Source organism: Streptomyces sp. NPDC020845, assembly GCF_044334165.1.
Taxonomy (GTDB): Bacteria; Actinomycetota; Actinomycetes; order Streptomycetales; family Streptomycetaceae; genus Streptomyces.
The window spans coordinates 133,989-149,395 of record NZ_JBIRSJ010000004.1; the positions used below are offsets into that span (position 1 = coordinate 133,989).

Sequence of the window (15,407 nt, forward strand, 5' to 3'; positions counted from 1 at the left end):
AGGCTTGTCGCCGGGCCGCGGAATCTCCTAGATTGCCCGCAGTCATGACGGCGTATGCGGGCGACGGGGAGGGGTTTGCCGTGACAAATCCGTTTAGTCTGGTCGATGTGCACAACGAGTGGGATCCGCTCGAAGAAGTCATCATCGGCACCGCGACCGGCGCCCGCGTACCGAGCCCCGACAAGGGCCTGTTCACCCTGGAGTACCCGGAATACGGCACGGTCGACAAAATCCCTTCCGGTCCGTATGCGCACCATATTCTCGAGGAGACCGAGCATGAATTGTCCATGCTCTGCGATGAGCTCACGAAGCTCGGCGTGAAGGTCCGGCGGCCCGAGGCCCGCGATCACGCGGCGAAGCTCGCCACCCCGGACTGGCAGACCGACGGCTTCTACGACTACTGCCCGCGCGATGTCTTTCTGACCGTGGGCAGCACCGTCATCGAGACCCCCATGGTTCTTCGGTCAAGATTCCTGGAACCCTTCGCCTACAAGAACATGCTGCTGGAGTTCTTTGAAAGCGGAGCGCGATGGATATCGGCACCGAAGCCGCGGCTCGGCGACGACATGTACGACATGGAGGCCGAGCCCGGACGGCGGCTCGGAAACCTGGAACCGGCATTCGACGCGGCCAACGTGATGCGCTGCGGGACCGATCTGCTGTATCTGGTGTCGGACAGCGGAAACGAACTGGGTTGGAAATGGCTCCAGTCGGCGCTGGGGGACACCTACACGGTTCATCCCTGCCGTGACATCTACACCGGAACCCATATCGACACCACTATCGTCCCGCTCCGGCCCGGACTCGTACTCCTCAATCCTGAGCGTGTCAACGACAAGAACATGCCGGACTACCTCCGCGGCTGGGACCATCTCTGGTGCCCGGAAATGACCGAGACCGAGTATGTGGGGGAGTACCCCTACGGTTCCCCCTGGGTCGGCATGAATCTCCTGGTCGTCAGAGACGATCTGGTGGTGGCGGACGAGCGGCAGCCCGCGCTTCTCCGCGCTCTTGAGAAGCGCGGGATCGACGTCCTTCCGATGCGCCTCACCCACGCGCGCACCCTGGGCGGATCGTTCCACTGCGTCTCCCTCGACATACGCAGAACCGGAACACTGGAGACGTACCGCTGATGCGACCGGAGTTCATCGAAAAGAACCTCGCAACACCGGCTGTGTCCGCCCTGCAGCGTCGGCTGGCGATCGCCGAGTCGCGGCCCGACGAACCATGGTCGGTTCTTGTGGAGAATGTTCCCTGCTGGCCGGAGGGGAAGCGGCCGGAATCCAGTACGGCTTCTCCGGACTCCGACGACGCTCCGTACTTCTACGCGCCTTCGCAGGGGCTGCCGGTCCTGCGCGAGGCCATAGCCCGGCGCGAGCGCGAGATGTCCGCAAGCGCGGCCGTACATCCGTCGAACATCGTCATCAGCGCCGGCGGCATGCACGCTCTGGGGCTTGTGTTCCGGGACAGCGTCGCCAGGGGATACCGGAAGGCGGTCTGCCAGGCTCCGGTGTTCCGCGGAGTGCACGACGCGATGCTGGCGGCGGGGCTGGCGGTCGAGACGGTCACGCTCACGGGGTCGGCGGAGGACTGGAGCGTGCTCGCCCCGATGTGCCGCGAGCCCACGGTCCTGTACGTCAACTTCCCGCACAACCCCACAGGAGCCACGGCGAGTGCCGGGTATCCGCGATTCCTGAGCAGGTTCGCGGATACGCACGACGTCCTGGTGGTCTACGACGCCGTCTACGATTCCTTCTCCTTCGGGCCGGAATTCTGTGCTGCTCCCGTCGATCTGGCGGTCAGCAGGACCGACCTGGTCGTGGTGAACTCCCTGTCGAAAAACTACGGACGGCCCGGCGACCGGATCGGCTGGATCACCGGGCATGAAGAGACGGTCGGCCGAATCGTTCCCCGTCTGGAGTGGGAGGCCGTTTCGATCAACAGCCGGGCGCAGCAGCTCGCGGCGGTGGTCATCGGCCATGGAAATGCCGCGCTGGTCGACGGGGTTCGGGCCGGCCGCGACGCCATACGGCGCAGCGCGGCCGGTCACCACCTCCTAGACGCCCCACTGCCGAACGGTGGCACCCAGCTCTGGATGGACCTCGGGATGGCCGATGTCGAGGCTTTCGCCGACTTCGCTCTCGACGAATACCGGCTCGTGCTCACGACATCGGAGAACTACGCTCCGGTGATCCCGGGATTCATTCGCTTTCCCACCGGACTGGCACCCCGGACGATCCGGGAAGGTCTCGCACTGCTCGACCGGGCCATGGCCGCTTGGGAAGTCCGACAGCAGACCTAACCGGCCTTCCGGACAAGGAAGCCGAGTTCAAGGCCGGTCGAGTCGACCTCCGGGTCAGTGGTCAGGCATTCGACGACCGAACCACCCGCTTCGGCGAAGAGGTCCCGCCAGAATTCGGCGGTCTCGAGCCGCTGCTCCGTCACCTGATGCAACAGGTAATAGGGATTGTAGTAGGCCAGCCCCAGGCCATGCCTCATGATAGCGGGGTCGGTAGGCCGATGGTCGACCTCCACAACAATCAGATAGGACTCCGGCGCCTGCTCCAGAGCGGAGCGCACAAGGTCGACCACTGCCCCGCGGTCGCGCTGTTCCAGTACTTCCTGAAGGGAAAACGCGGTAATGAAGCAGACCGAGCGGTGCGGCAGATCGAGTTTGCGGGACAGGAAATCCTGAGCCGTGGACACATCGAACGCCATCTCCGCCCCGCGTCCTTGTTCACGGGAGAGCGCACGGGCGCGCGCGATACTGCTCGCGTCCGGGTCGATGCCGATTCCCCGGCCCCCGTCCGCGCGGATTTCGAGCAGGAACGAGCCGTCCCCGCAGCCGAGATCGACCACGACCGCGGGTTCTTCCGGCAGCAGCGCCAGCAGGCGCCGTACCAGAGGTATGGCATCGTGGCGGCTGATCCCGCAGCTGCCCAGGCCCACCATGCCGCCGTTACGCCCCGCATACGCCCTCGGGTCGGCCATGACGGCCGGCAGTTCCCCAAGGGTCGCGGAATACCCGCCGATCAGCAGCTCGTACCACGGCCGGAACCGACGCGCCTCCTCCCCTTTGTGCGTGAGCCGTGGGGAGGTCTCGGGATCGCGCACGATGCCCTCGGCCGCGAAGTAGCGCAGGAGGCCGAGGAGGCGGTCGGGGTCCATGCTCAACCGTTTCGCCACATCCGCCGGCGACCGGTCGGCTGTCGTCCGGTCGGCAGCCAGTTCGTCCAGCAGCCCAGAGGTCAGGCCGAACTCGATCGCCTGCGCCAGGAAGAAGTGGCGCACCGGTTGCAGCGCCTCTATCAGACGAGGTTCGAAATCATTCATTTGCGATATATCCCTTTCGAGCGCCCCGCGATTCCGTAAACATCACAGACGGCATCCTCGGCCGACGTGCCACAGAGCACAATTAAGCTGCGGACCCCAGTAGTTGACGCCATAGTGTGAGCGAAGATTGGCAGGTCGATGGTAATGCCCGAAAAGAAGTCCTCACATGGTCCTGCGGCGTCAACGGCACCTCGCCCTGAGGTGCTGCCGTTGTCCCCGGCGCAGCGTGGCCCGTGGTCCCTGTATCAGCTGCACGGCCCCGACGGGACGCACAACGTCCCGATGGTGACCCGGATCCCGGGCGTGGTGGACCGGGAGGCGCTCACCGCCGCGCTGACGGACCTCACGGCACGGCATGAGGCCCTGCGTACGCTCTATGCCGAACGCGAGGGGGTGCCGGTTCAGATCGTCGTTCCCGCCGACCGGGCCCGGCCGCAGCCGCGGTTCACCGACACCACGGCCGAGCAGGCGGAGCATGCCATCGCCCGAGCCTGCGCCCACGCCATCGACCTGTCCACCGACCTTCCCCTGCATGCCGAACTCATCACCACCGGCCCACAGCACTCCACCCTCGTCCTGACCATCCACCACATCGCCATCGACGCCTGGTCCGTACGCCCGCTGCTCAGGGACTTCGACACCGCCTACACGGCGCGCACGGGTGGCAGGGCGCCACAGTGGGGCCCTGCGCCCCGTTACGCCGATCACGTGACCGCGACGGTCAACCGGCTCGAGCGGCTGGGGAATCGGCAACGCGACTACTGGACAGATCAGTTGGCCGACCTGCCCGAGGAGCTGAGGTTGCCCGTCGACCGGCCTCGGGGGCAGGTGCCCGGCCGGCAGGCCGCCACCGTGGACTTCACGGTCGGGGTGGAGCCGGCGCGGGCGCTGCGCGAATGGGCCCTCAGCCGAGGCATCAGCATGTCGACGGTGGCGCAGGCAGCCGTCGCCGCCCTGCTGCACCGCGTCGGCGCGGGCGACGACATCCCGCTCGGCATACCGGTCTCCGGCCGACCCCACGGAGAGTCGCGGGACCTGGTCGGCCACTTCGCGAACACCCTGGTACTGCGCATCGACCTCGCCGGCAACATCGGCTTCGACGACCTTCTCGCCCAGGTCCATGCCACGCTCCTGACGGCCCACGAGCACCAGGACCTGCCGTTCGAGGAGCTGGTCGAGGCGACCGGCAACGCCATCCGCCGTGATCCAGCACATCATCCGCTCTGCCAGGTGATGGTGGGCCCACTCGCGGCCGTCGACGAGGCCTACCCGATCGATCAGCAAGCGGCGGCCGCGTACGACCTCCGGTTCGACCTCGCCTTCGACCTCGCCGAACAGGGGCCCGACGGCCGCCTTCACGGCCGGATCGCCTACCGTCGCGATCTCTTCGACCCACACACGGCCGAATCGCTCGCACAGCGACTGGTCCGCCTGCTGGAGCAAGTGGCGGCGGACCCGGAACAGCCGGTGGGCCGACTGGACATGCTGGTCGCGGACGAGCGCGCGTGGGCCGTGGACGGGTGGAACGACACCGCCCACGAGGTGCCGTCCACGACCCTGCCGGAACTGTTCCGGGCGCAGGTGGCGCGGACACCCGACGCGACCGCGCTGGTCTTCCGGGATGAGCGGCTGACGTACGCGGACCTGGACGCACGGGTGGAACGGTTGGCGCGGGTGCTCGCCGGGAAAGGCGCGGGGCCGGGGGAGACGGTGGCGGTCGCGCTGCCGCGCTCGGTGGAGCTGGTGGCGACGCTGCTCGCGGTGCACCGTACAGGGGCGGCCTATCTGCCGCTGGACACCCAGTATCCGGCCGAGCGGACCGCCTTCATGCTGGACGACGCCCGTCCGGTCCTCGTCCTGGACGGGGCGGCCCCGGACGGCCCGCCCGGTGAGTTGCCGAAGGCGTACGCTCCGAGCCTGCCGGCGTACGTGATCTACACATCGGGTTCCACCGGCCGCCCCAAGGGTGTGGTCGTGCCGCACGCGGGCATCGTCAACCGACTGCTGTGGATGCGGGACGAGTACGGGCTGAGCGCCGCCGACCGGGTGCTCCAGAAGACCTCCGCGAGCTTCGACGTGTCGGTGTGGGAGTTCTTCCTGCCGCTGATCACCGGGGCCACGCTGGTCGTGGCCGAGCCCGACGGCCACCGCGACCCGGCCTATCTCTCCGAGCTCATCGAGTCCGAGGGGATCACCACGGCGCACTTCGTGCCGTCGATGCTCGAAGCGTTTCTGGACGCGCTGGAGGCAGAGCCGTCAGCGGCCGGATGCACCACCCTGCGGCGCGTCATCTGCAGCGGCGAGGCCCTGCCGGCGTCGCTCGTCGGACGCTTCCACCAGGTCGTGCCGGCCACCGAGCTGCACAACCTCTACGGCCCGACCGAGGCATCGGTGGATGTGACGGCCACCCAGGTCATCCCCGGCGTGGAACCGGTCCCCATCGGCCGCCCGGTCTGGAACACCCGGGTCTACGTCCTGGACACGGCCCTGCGGCCGGTGCCCCCGGGTGCCGTGGGGGAGCTCTACCTCGCGGGCGCACAGCTGGCCCATGGCTATCTGTCCCGCCCCGGCCTGACCGCGGGGCGGTTCGTGGCCGACCCGTACGGCGACGGCTCAGGCGCCCGTATGTACCGCACCGGTGACCTGGGCCGACGGACCCGCGACGGCGTGCTGGAGTTCCTGGGCCGGGTGGACGACCAGGTCAAGGTGCACGGCTTCCGCATCGAGCCCGGGGAGATCGAGGCGGCGCTGGACGCGCATGAGTCGGTGGCCCGCGCCGTCGTGGTGGCCCATGAACAGCGGCTGCTGGCGTATGTGGTGCCCGCGCCGGGCCGGGTGCCGAACGCCACCGAGCTCCGCGATCACGTCCGGTCGGCGCTTCCCGAGTACATGGTCCCGTCCACCGTCGTCGCCCTCGACGCCCTGCCGCTCACGCCGAACGGCAAGCTGGACCGCAAGGCCCTTCCGACGTCCCCGGCGCACGCCCCGGGCCCCGATGGGCCAGCGGCCCTGGGCGAGCCCGAACGGACGCTGGGCGCGATGTTCGCCGAGGTGCTGGGCATGACCCGGGTCGGCCCCGACGACAGCTTCTTCGACTTGGGCGGTCATTCTCTGCTCGCCATCCGCCTGATCAACCGCATCCGTGTCCGGTTCGGCGTCCGGCTGAAGGTGCGCACCCTGTTCGAAGCGCCGACCGTCGCCCAACTGGCCCCGCGCCTCGCCGAGGAGTCGGCCGACCGGACACCACCGGGGGTGGTGGCGGTCGTGCCGCGCCCCGAGGTGCTGCCGTTGTCCCCCGTCCAGCGTGGGCTGTGGTTCCTGCATCGGCTGCACGGCCCCGACGCGACGCACAATGTCCCGATGGTCACCCGGATCCAGGGGGCGGTGGACCGCGACGCACTGACCGCGGCACTGGCCGACCTCACGGCGCGGCACGAGGCCCTGCGTACGCTCTATGCCGAACGCGAGGGGGTGCCGGTTCAGATCGTCGTTCCCGCCGACCGGGCCCGGCCGCAGCCGCGGTTCACCGACACCACGGCCGAGCAGGCGGAGCATGCCATCGCCCGAGCCTGCGCCCACGTCATCGACCTGTCCACCGACCTTCCCCTGCACGCTGAACTCATCACCACCGGCCCACAGGACTCCACCCTCGTCCTGACCATCCACCACATCGCCATCGACGCCTGGTCCATGCGGCCGCTGACCGCCGATCTGGCCCGTGCCTACGCAGCCCGCACCCGGGGTGAGGCCCCCGGCTGGGAGCCGCTGCCCGTCCAGTACGCGGACTACGCGCTCTGGTACGAGGACGCGCTCGGGGACGCCGACGATCCGGCCGGTGTGCAGAGCCACCAGCTCGACTACTGGCGTACGGCCCTGGCCGACCTGCCCGAGGAGCTGACGCTGCCCGCCGACCGGCCCCGCCCGGCCCGCGCCTCCCGCCGCGGCGGCCAGGTCGAACTGCCGATCGACCAGGCACTGGACCAGCGGCTGCGACAACTGGCCCGGACCCACGGGGTCACCCCCTTCATGGTGGCGCAGGCCGCCCTGGCCGCCCTCTTCACCCAGCTGGGCGCCGGCACCGATATCCCGCTGGGCGCCGTCGTCGCGGCACGCCCCGACCACACCCTGCACGACCTCGTCGGCTATTTCCTCAACACCGTGGTCCTGCGCACCGACACCAGCGGCGACCCCGCCTTCTCCGATCTGCTCGCCCGGGTCCGCGCGACCGATCTGGCCGCCTTCGAACACCAGCAGTTTCCCTTCGACCGCCTCGTGGAAGAACTCCAGCCGACTCGCTCCCCGTCACGCAATCCCCTCTTCCAGACGGCACTTGTCTGGACCGACGCCACCAGCGCCGCCCTCGAGCTGCCCGGCCTTCGCTGCGAGCCCGGCCCGGCTCCCCTGGACGTCGCGAAGTTCGACCTCGCATTCGAGTTCAGCGAGCGCCGCGGCTCCGGGCTCAGGCTGAGCGTCGGATACGCGGACGACCTCTACGACCCCGCGACCGCGCTCAGCCTGGCCCGGCGGCTGATCCAGCTGCTCGAGCAGGCGACGGCCGCCCCCGACGCCCGGCTCAGCACCTACCAGGTGCTCCTCCCCGACGAGAGGAAGCGGATCCTCGCCGAATGGGGCCGTGGCACCGAGGTCGAGCCGGCGACCATCCCCGACCTGTTCGAGGAGCAGGTGCGGCAGCGACCGGGCGCCGTCGCCGTCGAGGACGGCGACGGGGGAATCACGTACGCCGAGTTGAGCCGATGCGTCAACCGGCTGGCACGCTATCTGATCGGGCGCGGGGTGGGTCCCGAGGTTCCCGTCGCCGTGTCTGCGGAGCGCGGCCCCGGCCTCCTGGTGGCCATGCTGGCGGTGCTCACCGCGGGCGGGGTGTACCTGCCGATCGACCCGGCGTCTCCGTCGGCGCGTCAGGCCTTCATGATGGCGGACACCGCGGCCACGATGGCGCTGGTGGACGATCCCGCGCGGCTCGACGGTGTGGACGTCGAGGCCATCGTGTTGGGAGACCTCGACCTGGCGGGCTTCCCCGCCACGGAGGTGAGCGACGACGACCGGCTCGGTCCGCTGTACACCGCCTCCACGGCATACGTGATCTACACATCCGGCTCCACGGGGGTGCCCAAGGGCGTCGCGGTCCCCCACACCGGGATCGCCCGGCTGATCAGCACCCACACATCTGCCCTGGGAGTCGACCCGCGGAGCCTGGTGCTGCAACTGGCCTCGATCGGCTTCGACCTGTCCGTGTGGGAGATCTTCATGGCCCTGCTCACCGGCGCTAAGCTCCGGTTCTGCCGACCGGAGGCACTTGCCGAGGCCGAGCCCGGCAGCACGCCCGCGCACGGCGCGACGCACGCGATGATCCCGTCGGCACTGCTGTCCGCGCTGCCCTTGGCCGCCGTACCGGCCGGAACCACGATCGTCACCGGGGCCGAGGCGGTACCGCAGCTGCTGGCCGACCTCTGGTCCGTCGACCACTTCTTGTACAACCTCTACGGGCCGACCGAGGTCACCGTGGGATCCACCGGCGAATTCCTGGCCCCGGGCCGCACCGTCACCATCGGCGGACCCATCGACGGCACCCAGGCATACGTCCTGGACGACGCCCTCCGGCCGGTGCCGCCCGGAGTGGACGGCGAGCTGTATCTCGCGGGCCCGGGTGTGACCCGGGGATACGTCGGACGCGCGGGACTCACGTCCACCCGCTTCGTCGCGTGCCCGTTCGGCGCGGCCGGGGAACGGATGTACCGGAGCGGTGACATGGTCCGCTGGACGGCCGACGGCAACCTGCTCTACCTGGGCCGTACCGACGACCAGGTCAAGCTCCGCGGCTTCCGGATCGAGCCGGGAGAGATCGAAGCCACCCTGACGGCCCTGCCCGGCGTACGGCGTGCCGCGGTGACACTGCGCGAGGACCGGCCCGGCGACAAACGACTCGTCGCCTACGTGACATCGGACACCGGCGCCGAACTGGACACGGCCGCGCTCGCCGACCGGCTCGCCGAGCGCCTGCCGACGTACATGGTGCCGTCGGCCTTCGTGCAACTGGAGGCACTGCCGCTGACCATCAACGCCAAACTGGACCGTGCCGCGCTGCCCGCCCCCGGCCAGGCGGCCGCCTCGACCTCGCAACACCCTCGCGACGCCCGGGAAGAAGCCCTGTGCAAGCTCTTCGCCGACATCCTGGGGGTACCCGCTGTCAGCCGGGACGACAGTTTCTTCGAGTTGGGCGGGCACTCACTGCTCGCCATGCTCCTGGTCAACCGCGTCCGCGCGCGGTTTGGGATCAGCCTTGACCTACAGACCGTCTTCGAGGCCCCCACAGTCGCCGAACTGGCGCCTCACCTGGACAACGGCCGACGCGCTCGCCCCGTACTGCGCCCCAGGGACAGATCCTGACTCGAGCGTGCGTATTCGGCGGGTGTTTGGCCGTACTCCTTCTTGAAGGCGCGGATGAAGTGGCTGCTGTCGGCGAATTGCCAATGTGCGGCGAGCTCTGAAACGCTCGGTCGGCCGACCGGCGCCGCCAGTTCGAGCCGGGCCTGTTCCAGCCGCCTGCGTCGGATATACGCGGCCACTGATTCCTCGGCCTCGGCGAAGGCCCGGTGCAGCGTCCTTACGGAGACCTTGAGTTCGCGGGCCAGGGCCGCGGGGGAGAGATCGGGATCGGTGAGGCGGCTGTCCACGATGTCCCTGGCCGCTTGGGCCAACGCGGGGGCCAGCAGGGGCTCGGTGTCGTCGAACGCCTGCATCAGCACCCCTTTGACCAGTTCGAGCAGAGCGTTGCGGGCGGCTCGCACACCGGCAGCGGTGAGATCGTTGATCGTCGCCTCGACGGCTTTGGCGTACGCCGTGAGCAGACGTAGTTCGGGCGAGTCGGCCGGCCCGACGGTCGCCCGGTCGCGGATCAGCGGCCTGAGTTGCGAGGCCGGCAGGATCAGTATTTTCGCTGTCGTGCGCGGGTCCACCTCGAACCGCGCCGGAGGGCCGTTGTGCCGCACGATGAACTGCCCCGCCGGTACGGAGGTCTCGCCCCGGTTGCGCGGACGGACGAAGCGCCACTCGCCACGCTCCATCACATGCACCAGGACTCGGTCGTCGAGGTGGTGGGAGGCGCCCCGGGTACCGCCGGCCATCGACTCACCATAGAGGCCCGCGATCACCGCGTCGTGCACCTTGGACGCGCGGACACTGACCCGGAAACCACCCGATCCGAGCGGTTCCAGGGGCGGCAGGGGGAGGGCCTCTCCGATCTGCGACTCCCATTCACGCCGGAAGACGTCGAAGCCGTCCCGCGCGGTACTCGGAGCCGTTACATCAACGAAGAAGTTCCTCCCTGGTCCGCCGATCCGCGGCTCGGTGTGTCCAGTGTCGCTCATTTCAACGCCTCGCCTTGCCAACGACCCACACCCCTCGCGGCCTCATTCCACCACGGCGTACGCCTCCCGGCACTCACGTTCCATCAGAGTGACGCTGAGGTACAAGCGCACGCCGCGGCGATCTCCCTAAGGTGAGTGACGCGGACGATGTCGCAGAGCGCGGAGACTGAGTTGCGCCTCTTCCGAAACGGACAGACAGCAACTCGGGGCCGGCGCGGTGCCCGTCATGGAGCCATCGCGTCACCGGACGTTCGAACGTCCCGCGCTTGCTTCCATGCTTTCCGCCCCATGGTGAGTCCTGAAGGGTTTTGGCCTTGATGTCTGACGTGAATCGCGGCGCTGACGTCGCGTCGAGCGACCCCGCAGCCGACGCTGCCGCTGTCTTCGACCTGCTGATCGGCTTGGTCCGGGCCCAGGTCCTGAGGGGCTTGGCGGCGCTGCGCATAGCCGATCACCTCTCCGACGGGGCCATGACGGCCGAGGAGGTGGCCGAGCGCGAGGGCAGTCATCCGCAGGCCACGTACCGTCTGATGCGCGCGGCCTCGTCAATGGGCATGTTGAGCCATGAAGGGGACCATCGTTTCGGTCTCACCGGTCGAGGCCGACTGCTGCGTTCAGAGGTCCCCGGCTCCATGCGCTCCCTGGTGCTGGCTCAGACCGGCCAAGCGCTCTGGCAGTCCTGGGCCCTCTTCCCCGAAGCTGTGCGGCAAGGGGGGACCCAGACCGAGAAGGCGCTGGGGATGGACATTTTCGAGTATTACGCGAAGCCGGAGAACGCTGAGGAAGCGGCTCTCTTCGCTCAGGCGATGGGGGACCTGTCCGGCCTGGTGACACAGGGCGCCGTGGCGGCCTTCTCCACCGCCGGGGTGTCCACCGTTGTCGACGTCGGCGGTTCGAACGGTGATTTCGTCCTGGCGCTGATGGAGGCCGACCCCCAGCTGAGGGGGCAAGTCCTCGACTTGCCCCACGCCGTCGAGAGCGCACGCGGCGAGGCCGAGAAGCGCGGTCTGTCGGGCCGCTTCACCGCGGTGGCGGGCGATTTCTTCGTGGAGGTTCCCCCGGCGGACCTCTACCTGGTGAAGACGATCCTGCACGACTGGGACGACGCCAAATGCACGACCATCCTGCGCCGCTGCAGGTCCGCCGTGAACGAGGGGGGACGCGCGCTGGTCGTCGAGATGGTCGTCGGCGAGATCGGCCGGCCCGATCTGGCCACCCTGTCGGACATGGCCATGCTCACCACGACGAACGGCATGGAACGCGATCTGGACGAATTCGACGCCCTCTTCGCGGCCTCGGGGTGGCGCCGGTCGAAGACGTACCCCGTGGGCGGCGGTTACTTCGGCCTGGAACTCGTCGCCGTCTGACGCCATTGCGCACGACCCCCGGCACGGCCGGTGGGCGGCCCTGCCCCCACCGGTCGACGAGGGCTGACGTCACACCCGTTGACGCGCGGGCCGGCACCGTCGAAGAATGTGTGGCACCCCTGCTCTGACAACGTTGTCCAGCCTTCGAGGTGTCGTTCCGTGTCGCACCAGTCCCTGCCCCTCGACCGCCGCCGCTTTCTGCACCTCACCGGTTTCACGGGCGCGCTGGCCGCCCTGCCCACGCTCACCGGAGCCGCGAGCGCCCACGCGGCGCGCGGCCGCACGGACACACCGCCCGACGCCGTCGCGGCCACCTACCTGCGGGTGCTCCTGGACCACACCCGTTGGTCCGAGACGCAGTGGGACGAGGCCCAGGGCCACTACCGGGCCAAGGACTTCGGGTTCGCCGTGGTCCTCGGCAACGCGGTCCTGCTCACTCATGGCACCTACGACGCGGCGCGTGCGGGCATCGACCGGGATACCCTCACGCGGCGCACGCTCGCCACTGTCCGTCATTTCGCCGCGTCGAACCGGCTCACCGGCGGCAACGAGTGGGGCCGCACGCTCTTCTTCGACACCACCTTCCAGTCGTACTTCGTTCTCGCCGCCCGGCTGCTGTGGAAGGACCTCGACACCGCGACGCAGCAGAACGTCGAGACCATCGTCCGCGAACAGGCCGCCTACACCGTGTCGTTGGGCAGAGGCGACGACCCCGCCTCGGGCGACTGGACACCGAACGGCCTGAGCGGCGGACACATCGGCGACACCAAGCTGGAAGAGATGGGCCTGTACGCGCAGACCCTCGCACCGGCGCTCGCATGGGCCCACGACGACCGCCGCGCCGCCGAATGGGCCATGTGGTACGGCATCTGGTCGCGCAACGAGGCGGGGATGCCGCCCGCCGACCTCGCCAACCCCGCCCGCGTGGACGGCGTCGCCGTCTCCGAGAACACCGCCCGCAACCTGTACGACACCTTCATCGTCGAGAACCACGGCTCCTTCGGCCCGCACTACCAAGAGGAGCTGTGGCGCACCTCCGGCCGCAACGCCGCGCACTTCCTGGCCGCCGGACGCCCCCTCCCGCAGGTCCTCGCGCGGCAGCCGAACGCCCAGCCGCTGTGGCGCACGCTGCTGGGCGTCATGAGCGACGCGGGCGAACCGCTGATGCCGATGGTCAACGACCGCGAGCACCTCTACGGCAGGGACGTCATCCCACTCGCCTTCCTCTCCCAGGTGATGCGCGACCGGGCCGCGGCACGCGCGGAGCAGGAGCTGGCGTCGCGGCTGGAGGCGTACCAGCAGTACCCGCCCGAGCACCGGATGGCGAAGTTCTCGGGGGAGCCGAAGTACGAGCCGGAGGCCCGCGCCGAAATCGCGATCAGCTACCTGCTGCATGTGTGGGCGGCGGCGTCCGGGCAGCCCGTCGAGGCGCTGTCGCGCGAGGAACTGTTCGCGCGGGCCTCCGGTGTCACGGACTTCGGGACCGGCCCCGGACTGGTGTCGCACCAGTCGCGGGCCGCGTGGGCCGGTGCCGTGACGAAGTCCGGGTTCGTGAAGTTCGCCTGGCAGCCGGGCCACGACGACTGGCTGTTCCGGCTCAGCGGCGCGACCCCGATGTTCCTGCCCGCCACCGCCGCGAAGATCCAGAGCCGTACCGTGCGCGTGTACGAGTCCCTGCGCGACGGCTTCGACGGCAGCGCGACGCTCCTGCGCCTCGACGGCGGCTGGGCCGGGTTCGCGACGCTCCCGACGGGCGCCGTCGTCTACGCGAGCAGCGGCACCGCCGACGCGGAGGGCCACCTCGACGTGCACAACCTGACGATGCCCGGCGTGCCGGGGCTCGACGGCGCGCGCACCTACCGCTTCGAGGAGGGCGAGGCGACCGTCCGCGCCCGCGACACCTCCACCGACACACCCGCCGTACGGGTCGACGACCTCGGCTTCACACCCACGACGGTGCGCCACGTCCGCATGCTCGGTGTGCGGCCCGACCCGGCCTACGGGTACTCCCTGTACGCGTTCGAAGTGCGCGACGGCGCCCAGGGCGCGGACCTCGCGCGCGGCGGGTCCGCCACCGCCTCGTCGGCCGACGCCGGGAAGGGTGCGCCGCTCGCAGTCGACGGCGACGCGGCCACCCGCTGGGCGGTGTCGAGGGCCGACCGTCCGCGCGCCGACAGCTGGCTGGCCGTCGACCTCGGCGCCGAGCGCCGGATCGACCGGGTCACCCTGCGCTGGGAATCGGCGGCCGGCCGCGCCTACCGCATCCAGGGTTCCACGGACGGCCGGGACTGGAGGGATCTGGCGACCGGGCCGAGGCCGGCGGTGAGCAGCCGCGGCGGCTGGCTCGACGTCGAAGGACGCGCCGGGCTCGTGGTGCGTGACGGCCGGAACCCGATCGGCGTCTACGACGACAAGATCGTCCTCAGCGACGGACCGGCGGCACCTCTCCTCGTCGAGGGCTTCCCCGCCGCGTCGGCCGGGAACCTGCGCGCGACCGCCCGGGGGACCGCGCCCACGGCGGAGGCCGCCGAGGTGCGCACGACGCTGACGGACGGGCACCTGACCCTGTTCAACCTCTCCGGCGAGCCCGTCAGGACGCGGATCACGATCCCGAGCACCGGCACGGACACGGTGGTCTTCGAGGGCACGCAGAGGCTGACCGCCGACGGCACGTCCTTCGAGGCCGCGCTGCCCGCCGCCACGGCGGTCGTGCTGGCCCCGCGCTTCACGCTCACCCCCCTCACGAGCCGACGCCTGCCGTCGGGCCTGCGGGTCCAGGTCGTCGACGGCGCGACCGTGCGCCTGTCCGGGGCCTCGTGCGCGCTGCGCGTCCGGGCCCAGGGACGCAGCAGGGTCGCCGTCGTCAGAGCGGGCCGGACGATCACCGTCGTCCTGGCCGGCGCGGCCGCCCACCCGTACGACGACCTGGCCCTCGGCAGGACCGTCTTCCCCACGAGCCCACTGCCGGAGGGCATGTCCGACCCCGCGGCGGCGGTGGACGGCGACGCCGGCACGGCGTGGCAGCCGGGCACGCGCGGCCGCATGGTCGTGGACCTCGGCGCGGCCCGCCCGGTCCGCCTGGTGGAGACCGAGTGGACGGCGGGCGCGGCGCCGGGCGCGAAGGTCGCCTTCAGCATGGACGGCATCACCTACCGGGACGCCGGGACCCTCACGGGCCGGGGCCGCACGCGTCGGCTGACCGCCTCCGAGACGGCCCGCTACGTCAGCCTCGAGGCCGACGGGTCGGCACATGCGCCGGTGTCACGCCTGCGGCGCCTGACGGTGCGCTGACCGCTCCACGTCAAGCCCTGCCCCGGCC

At 70.0% G+C, this 15,407-nt stretch carries 7 protein-coding genes; 5 read left to right on the forward strand and 2 right to left on the reverse strand.

Features of this window, described 5'->3' with window-relative positions:
- The first annotated feature begins 44 nt into the window (after nt 1–44).
- Both ACH4U7_RS10720 and ACH4U7_RS10725 read left to right on the forward strand, forming a co-directional pair.
- A complete protein-coding gene (locus tag ACH4U7_RS10720; RefSeq protein ID WP_398527609.1) occupies nt 45–1,133 on the forward strand; it encodes an inosamine-phosphate amidinotransferase 1 in 1,089 nt (362 codons plus the stop codon).
- On the forward strand, nt 1,133–2,302 hold the full coding sequence (locus ACH4U7_RS10725) for a beta-methylarginine biosynthesis bifunctional aminotransferase (RefSeq protein ID WP_398527610.1): 1,170 nt from the start codon (nt 1,133–1,135) through the stop codon (nt 2,300–2,302). The genes ACH4U7_RS10720 and ACH4U7_RS10725 overlap by 1 nt, the downstream gene beginning before the upstream one ends.
- Here the strand turns inward: ACH4U7_RS10725 and ACH4U7_RS10730 are convergent.
- Nucleotides 2,299–3,333: a 2-ketoarginine methyltransferase gene (locus ACH4U7_RS10730; protein ID WP_398527611.1), complete on the reverse strand. Its 1,035-nt coding sequence runs from the start codon at nt 3,331–3,333 to the stop codon at nt 2,299–2,301. The two genes, ACH4U7_RS10725 and ACH4U7_RS10730, sit on opposite strands and share 4 nt — an antisense overlap.
- 210 nt (nt 3,334–3,543) lie before the next feature.
- Between ACH4U7_RS10730 and ACH4U7_RS10735 the strand changes: the two genes are divergently transcribed.
- Nucleotides 3,544–9,741 carry an amino acid adenylation domain-containing protein gene (locus tag ACH4U7_RS10735; RefSeq protein ID WP_398527612.1) on the forward strand — a complete coding sequence of 2,066 codons (6,198 nt, stop codon included), beginning with the start codon at nt 3,544–3,546 and terminating at the stop codon, nt 9,739–9,741.
- On the opposite strand, the gene ACH4U7_RS10740 is transcribed toward ACH4U7_RS10735, so the two are convergent.
- Nucleotides 9,684–10,721 (reverse strand): helix-turn-helix domain-containing protein, encoded by a 1,038-nt coding sequence (locus ACH4U7_RS10740; RefSeq protein WP_398527613.1) that lies wholly within the window; start codon nt 10,719–10,721, stop codon nt 9,684–9,686. The genes ACH4U7_RS10735 and ACH4U7_RS10740 overlap by 58 nt on opposite strands.
- 317 nt (nt 10,722–11,038) lie before the next feature.
- On the opposite strand from ACH4U7_RS10740, the gene ACH4U7_RS10745 reads away from it, so the two are divergent.
- Together ACH4U7_RS10745 and ACH4U7_RS10750 are read left to right on the forward strand one after the other, a co-directional pair.
- The gene (locus tag ACH4U7_RS10745) at nt 11,039–12,088 is read left to right on the forward strand and encodes a methyltransferase (protein ID WP_398527614.1); all 1,050 of its coding nucleotides are present in this window, start codon (nt 11,039–11,041) and stop codon (nt 12,086–12,088) included.
- 159 nt (nt 12,089–12,247) lie between these two features.
- Nucleotides 12,248–15,379 (forward strand): discoidin domain-containing protein, encoded by a 3,132-nt coding sequence (locus ACH4U7_RS10750; protein ID WP_398527615.1) that lies wholly within the window; start codon nt 12,248–12,250, stop codon nt 15,377–15,379.
- The last annotated feature ends 28 nt before the right edge of the window (nt 15,380–15,407 follow it).